At 64.2% G+C, this 5,606-nt stretch carries 8 protein-coding genes and 1 pseudogene; 4 read left to right on the forward strand and 5 right to left on the reverse strand.

Going from position 1 to position 5,606, the window contains the following annotated elements:
• Window positions 1–75 precede the first annotated feature (75 nt).
• Window positions 76–549, forward strand: coding sequence for an FKBP-type peptidyl-prolyl cis-trans isomerase (locus VN004_RS17900; RefSeq protein ID WP_414710345.1), 474 nt, complete (start codon window positions 76–78; stop codon window positions 547–549).
• 417 nt (window positions 550–966) lie between these two features.
• A complete protein-coding gene (locus VN004_RS17905) occupies window positions 967–1,434 on the forward strand; it encodes an FKBP-type peptidyl-prolyl cis-trans isomerase (RefSeq protein ID WP_325612921.1) in 468 nt (155 codons plus the stop codon).
• Window positions 1,435–1,444: 10 nt separating this feature from the next.
• Here VN004_RS17905 and VN004_RS17910 read toward each other — a convergent pair whose 3' ends face one another.
• A complete protein-coding gene (locus VN004_RS17910; RefSeq protein ID WP_325612925.1) occupies window positions 1,445–1,834 on the reverse strand; it encodes a hypothetical protein in 390 nt (129 codons plus the stop codon).
• A 225-nt stretch (window positions 1,835–2,059) separates the two neighbouring features.
• Window positions 2,060–2,452 carry a hypothetical protein gene (locus VN004_RS17915; protein WP_325612927.1) on the reverse strand — a complete coding sequence of 131 codons (393 nt, stop codon included), beginning with the start codon at window positions 2,450–2,452 and terminating at the stop codon, window positions 2,060–2,062.
• Window positions 2,453–2,681: 229 nt separating this feature from the next.
• Here VN004_RS17915 and VN004_RS17920 point away from each other — a divergent pair, with 229 nt between their 5' ends.
• Complete coding sequence (locus tag VN004_RS17920) at window positions 2,682–3,155, forward strand: heme-binding protein (RefSeq protein WP_325612934.1); 474 nt, start codon at window positions 2,682–2,684, stop codon at window positions 3,153–3,155.
• A gap of 43 nt (window positions 3,156–3,198) precedes the next feature.
• Here the strand turns inward: VN004_RS17920 and VN004_RS17925 are convergent, their stop codons facing one another.
• Window positions 3,199–4,038: a cell wall hydrolase gene (locus VN004_RS17925; RefSeq protein ID WP_325612929.1), complete on the reverse strand. Its 840-nt coding sequence runs from the start codon at window positions 4,036–4,038 to the stop codon at window positions 3,199–3,201.
• Window positions 4,039–4,338: 300 nt separating this feature from the next.
• Here VN004_RS17925 and VN004_RS17930 point away from each other — a divergent pair, with 300 nt between their 5' ends.
• Entirely contained in the window at window positions 4,339–4,728 is a 390-nt protein-coding gene (locus VN004_RS17930; protein WP_325612932.1) for a carboxymuconolactone decarboxylase family protein, read from the forward strand.
• 16 nt (window positions 4,729–4,744) lie between these two features.
• Here VN004_RS17930 and VN004_RS17935 read toward each other — a convergent pair whose 3' ends face one another.
• Window positions 4,745–5,194 carry a hypothetical protein gene (locus VN004_RS17935; RefSeq protein WP_325612936.1) on the reverse strand — a complete coding sequence of 150 codons (450 nt, stop codon included), beginning with the start codon at window positions 5,192–5,194 and terminating at the stop codon, window positions 4,745–4,747.
• A 180-nt stretch (window positions 5,195–5,374) separates the two neighbouring features.
• Window positions 5,375–5,606 (reverse strand): annotated as a pseudogene (locus VN004_RS17940) (S-(hydroxymethyl)glutathione dehydrogenase); the annotation flags it as partial.

Raw genomic sequence — 5,606 nt, forward strand, 5'->3', positions numbered from 1 at the left:
CATCCCCGCATTCCGCTTCGCTTCATGCGGGCTACGCGCTACGATGATGGTCCTTCGTTCTGCCGGGGCCATCCCATGCGACCCAGTATCCGCGTATCGTCGCTCGCCGCCGCTATCGCCGCTTCGCTGATCCTCGCAGGATGCGCCGGCACCACGACGACCGGCACGGCACCCGCCGGGCCGCCGGTGCCACAGATGACCACCACCATGCCGTCCGGCCTGCAATATGCCGACACCGAGCCCGGCAAGGGCCGCTCGCCGCGGCGCGGGCAGGTTGCGGTCGTGCATTACACCGGCTGGCTCTATGCCGATGGCGCGCGCGGAAAGAAGTTCGATTCCTCGCTCGACAAGGGACGGCCGTTCGAATTCCGGGTCGGGCAGGGCGATGTGATCCGCGGCTGGGACGAGGGCGTCCTCACCATGAAGACCGGCGGCAAGCGCACGCTGATCATTCCGCCCGCGCTCGGCTATGGCGAGCGCGGCGCCGGCACCGACATTCCGCCGAACGCGACGCTGATCTTCGATGTGGAATTGCTGTCGGTGAAGTGAGCCGTGCGCTCCACGGCTCGGTGCGTCCGCGTCCGTTCTCCCGCGACAGCGGGTATGCGGAAGGCCGCACGTGCGCGCGGAGATGGTTGTGCTGGGTCCCCGCTTGCGCGGGGGACCAACGGACAATCGCAGCTTGATGATATGCTTTGGGATTCCCCTTGCGTTTGAAGTCTGAACGGCGTCATTCCGGGGCGAGCGCCAAGCGCGAGAGCCCAAAATCCATAACGAGGACCAGGCGGATGGAGTCCGGGCCCGCGCCTTCGCGTTGCACCGGCGTGTCCCGGAATGACACCGCGGAAGACATCATCCCGACACAAGCCGCAGCCAGAAGGCGCGCCCGGCCCATCGCGTCCTTGGCATTTGCGCTTTGCATCGCGCGGGCTACAAGCCTCGGGTTCGATTAAGGAGAATTGACCGATGCGCGCCTTATCTCGACGTCACCTGATGGCCGCCTGTGCGGCGATCGCAACCCTCAGCATCGCAACCACGGGAATCCTCAGCATGAGTGACGACGCCTCCGCACAATCCGGCAAGCCGGTCACCACCGCCTCCGGCCTGCAGATGATCGATACCCAGGCCGGCACCGGCGCCTCGCCCAAGAGCGGGCAGACCGCGGTGGTGCATTACACCGGCTATCTCAACGACAACGGCAAGAAGGGAAAGAAATTCGACTCCTCGGTCGATCGCGGTTCGCCGTTCGAATTTCCGATCGGGCAGGGCCGGGTGATCAAGGGCTGGGACGAGGGCGTCGCCACCATGAAGGTCGGCGGCAAGCGCACGCTGATCATTCCGCCGGAGCTCGGCTATGTCGCACGCGGCGCCGGCGGGGTGATCCCGCCGAACGCGACGTTGATCTTCGATGTCGAATTGCTCGGGGTGAAGTAACGCGCGCGCGTTACTTCCGCAAACGCTGCAGCGTCGGCGCGTTCGGGCAATATTCGGTGAAATTGCCCGCGGCGCGCCCATGCCCGATCTCGTCGGCGCAATGCAGCTTGGCGATGCAGGCCGCGCAAGTCTGCTCGAGTTCGCGCCTGGTCGATTTGCGCACGCGGTGCTCGTCGACGCCGGTCACCGCCATCATGTGGCACAGCATCTCGGTGCTGCCGGGCTCGCGCCCGACGAGCCAGCGCAGATCCTCCGGCCGCCCGCGCACATGCGCGCGCAGCCGTTCCATCTCCTCGCCGCGGGCCTTTTCCAGAAACTCCAGATCGCGATCGTGCGCGCTCGGCGTGAACCAGTCGATCAGCGAGCGCAGGATCGGCCATTGGGCCGGGGTCGATGCCATGATGTCCTCCCGATGGGGTTCGGGAGGAGCTTGGCGGAGTGCGGGCGCCGCGATGTTGATCGGGATCAACCTCCGCCGGTTCGTGCGATTTTCGGTTGAGGTGGAATCGCACCATCCATTTTTGTCATGTCCCGCGAAGGCGGGGCATCCAGTAAATCGTGAAGGTGTTCGTTTACTGGATCGCCCGCTTTCGCGGGCGATGACAGCAAGAGAACCGAATGTGCTTTACCGGGTCGAATCGTCCCGCACGACGCCCGGCTTGGTCTTCTCCGGCACCGGCTGCTGCCCGGATTGCTCCTGCGCGGCGGGCTGGGCCGGTTTCTGCGGCTCCGGATTGTCGCCGCCGGCGACATTGCCGCCGGACTGCGCGGGCGGCTGCTCCGCAGGGGGCGCGGCGCCGGTGGTCTGTTCCTGCGCCGGCGGCCCTGACGCGATCAGATTGCCGTCGGTCGTCGCCGGCCGGCCGAGGCCGTAGATCATCAGCGCCATGATCAGCATGCAGCCGATCGCCACGAGGGTGATCTGGGTCCCGCTGGCCCGGCCGTCTTCCGACAATTGCAATGCCGGATCGGGCTGGACGGGCTCGGGTTCGGATCGCGGATGCTCCGGCTGCTCCATGATTCATCTCCCTGGATTCATCGGCTGCAAGACAACGGGGGCTGCAAGACAACGGGCGTTACCGCTTCGGGTTCCCATGCGCCGGGCGGCTTGTCGTGACGGCGGCGCTGTTGTCCAATCCGCTCAGGGTGCCGGATCTGCCGCTGCGATCGAAGCGCGGGGCGGCCGGCTGATCAACGGAGTGAAGCCCATGACGCGGGCCATTGTTGGCGTTGTCGCACCGCTTTTGATGTGTGCGTCGGTGATGTGGCATCGTCCCGCTCATGGGCAGGAGGCGCTGGTCACCTACAAGAGCCTCAGTCCTGAGATCGCGCTTGAGCTTGCTCGTGCGACACTCGAGGAATGCCGCAAGCGCGGCTTTCAGGTCGCGGTGTCCGTGGTCGATCGCTTCGGACAGACCCAGGTGATGCTGCGCGACCGCTACGCGGGTCCGCATACGCCCGCGACCGCGACCGGCAAGGCCTGGACCGCGGTCAGCTTCCGCACCAACACGAGCGATCTTGTCGGCATCACCCAGCCCGGCATGCCGCAGGCGGGGCTGCGCGAATTGCCCGGCGCCGTGATCCTTGGCGGCGGCGTCCGGGTCGAAGCGGCGGGCGCAACGGTCGGCGCGGTCGGGGTATCCGGTGCCCCGGGAGGCGATGCCGACGAAGCGTGCGCCAAGGCCGGCATCGCGGCGGTGCAGGACAAGCTCGATTTCTGACCGGCTCGAAGGCGCCGGCGCGTCCCGCGCGGAGACGTCCGCTTTAGCGCTTCGCGACGTTCAGCTTCCTTGGCGGTTGCTTGCGCGCGGCGGTGGCGACGTCGTTCTTCGCCTTGGCCGGCTTGTTCGCGCTGGCCGTCTTGTTCGCGTTCGCGGTCTTGGCGGACTTGCCCTCCGTTCCGGGCTTCGCGTCGGCGAGCCTGGCGTCGGTCTTGCCCTTGCGCTTCCTGGCGTCCTTTTTCTTCTTGAGCGAGGCTTCGTATTTCAGGCACTCCGCGTGCTCGGCTTTTTCGAGTTCGCGGCGCTCGGCGCGCGTCGCTTCGCGGAAGAATTCATGCCGCCCGGCCTGCACGACGGGGACGAACTCCTTGCGGAAGCGGCAGGCATTCTTCGGCGGCGTCAGCGACGCATTCATGTAATAGCGCAGGAGCCGGTCCTCGAGACCGCTGCGGCCCTCGATCTCGTCGCGGGCGATGTCCATCGAATAGCGCCACGCCTTTCCGCCGCGAACGGTGCGCTTTTCCAGAGGCAGACAGGCGAAGGAGAACTGGCATACCTTTGCGCGCTTGTAGAACACGACGTCGCAGATCTTGTTGCCGCCCCAGATCTGCCGGTTGGCTTTCGCGCGGGCAACGATCACATGAGCGATGTGACGCTGGCCTTCCTCGGTCTCGTCGGTCGAACCGCCTTCGAAATAGACGGCGAGCGCGAGACAATAGAGGTCGGTTTCATAGGCGATGTCGCGGCTGCGATTGATCGGATCGGCCAGCGTGATTTTCTCTTCGTCCGCCGGCGCCTGATAGGCCTTGGCCGGCGTGCCGAGGAAAATGGCGACGATGATTGTTGCGCACGCAAGGCAGAGCGATGCGAAACCTCTCCGCATGAGTCCCCCCAAAAACTTGCCGCACAAATCGATAATCAAATGCGACGCACAAACGCAGGACCCCCGTCGCATGACGGCCAGTTCGCTTCGAAAATGTGGCGGTCGAAGGGCAAAAGGTTAATGGACACCACCGTTTTTCACAGGGCCGTGAGCGGCTTTAGGCCTCACGCGTTTGAAAAGCCTTGGAATATCAACGCTTGCGGTCTCACACGGCTTGTCGGACTGGGCCACATTGCCGCACACTCATTTACCATTGCGGTCGCGGATAACGGGCGGCGCAAGCAACCAGATGAGGCGTTGATGGCGATTCAACCGGTCAATTACGAGGATGCGTCAGCGGAAGTCCGCGCCGTGTTCGACGACATCAAGCGGTGGCGCAACGTCCCCGACGTCAACAACTTCTGGAAATATCTCGCCCGCGATCCGGCTTTGCTCAAGCGCTCCTGGGAAAGCATCAAGGAGGTGATGGCGCCGGGCGCGCTCGATCCGCTGACCAAGGAGATGATCTATCTTGCCGTCAGCGTGACCAATGGCTGCGGCTATTGCATCGCGAGCCACACCGCGGCGGCACGCAAGGCCGGCATGACCGATGAGATGTTCGGCGAGGTGATGGCCGTCACCGGGATGGCGAACGAGACCAACCGGCTAGCCAACGGTTATCGTGTTCCGATCGACAAGATGTTCGAGTGAATGCGGCTTTGGCCGGCTACCATTCTTCGGGGCAGGGAAGCAGCATCTGCCACAGATCGGGGCCGTTCTTGACCACCTTCATCTGCGGCGTGAGACCGCCATTGCGCTCGATCCAGTCCAGCACCGGCTCGGAATAATACGACATCAGATCGCGCGTGCCGGCTTCGTGGACGACCTTCTTGCGGATCGGCCACTCGACCATCGTGTAGGCCTTGTGGAAACCGAGGCTTGCGCGCGGCGTCACGCAGATCTTGTTGCGCGGTACGATGCCAATGACGAGCGTGCAGGCAGAATTGCAGATGCCGTCGATGATGACGCGCTCGCCGCTCTCAGCGATCTTGCGGTATTTCGCCTTGTATTTTTCAACCTCGCCCCCGTGATCGCGCGTGATGCGCAGATCGGCGAAGGAAGGAACAGTCGAAAAGCACAAGGCCGCTAACGCAACAGCAACCCCCAGCCGCCGCATACCCACCCCGAAGCTTACTTCCAGACGCGAGACTTACTGGAGGCCGGGAAGGGCCTCAGTCGGGCAGGACTTTGGCGAAAACCGGTTTTCAATTCGTTAAGCATGCGGCAATCCGGCCTGCCGCCGAGACGGGAACCGCGGTGTGCGTTCCCGTCTCTCGTTCTGCGAAAGCGCCTTATCTCAGTATACGACCACGCTGCGGATGCTCTCGCCCTTGTGCATCAGATCGAAGCCCTTGTTGATGTCGGACAGGGGCAGGATGTGCGTGATCATCGGATCGATCTCGATCTTCTTCTCCATGTACCAGTCGACGATCTTCGGTACGTCGGTGCGGCCTCTCGCGCCGCCGAAGGCCGTGCCTTTCCAGACGCGGCCGGTCACGAGCTGGAACGGCCTCGTCGAGATTTCCGCG

It is taken from the genome of Pseudorhodoplanes sp., assembly GCF_035565855.1.
Classification (GTDB): Bacteria; Pseudomonadota; Alphaproteobacteria; order Rhizobiales; family Xanthobacteraceae; genus Pseudorhodoplanes.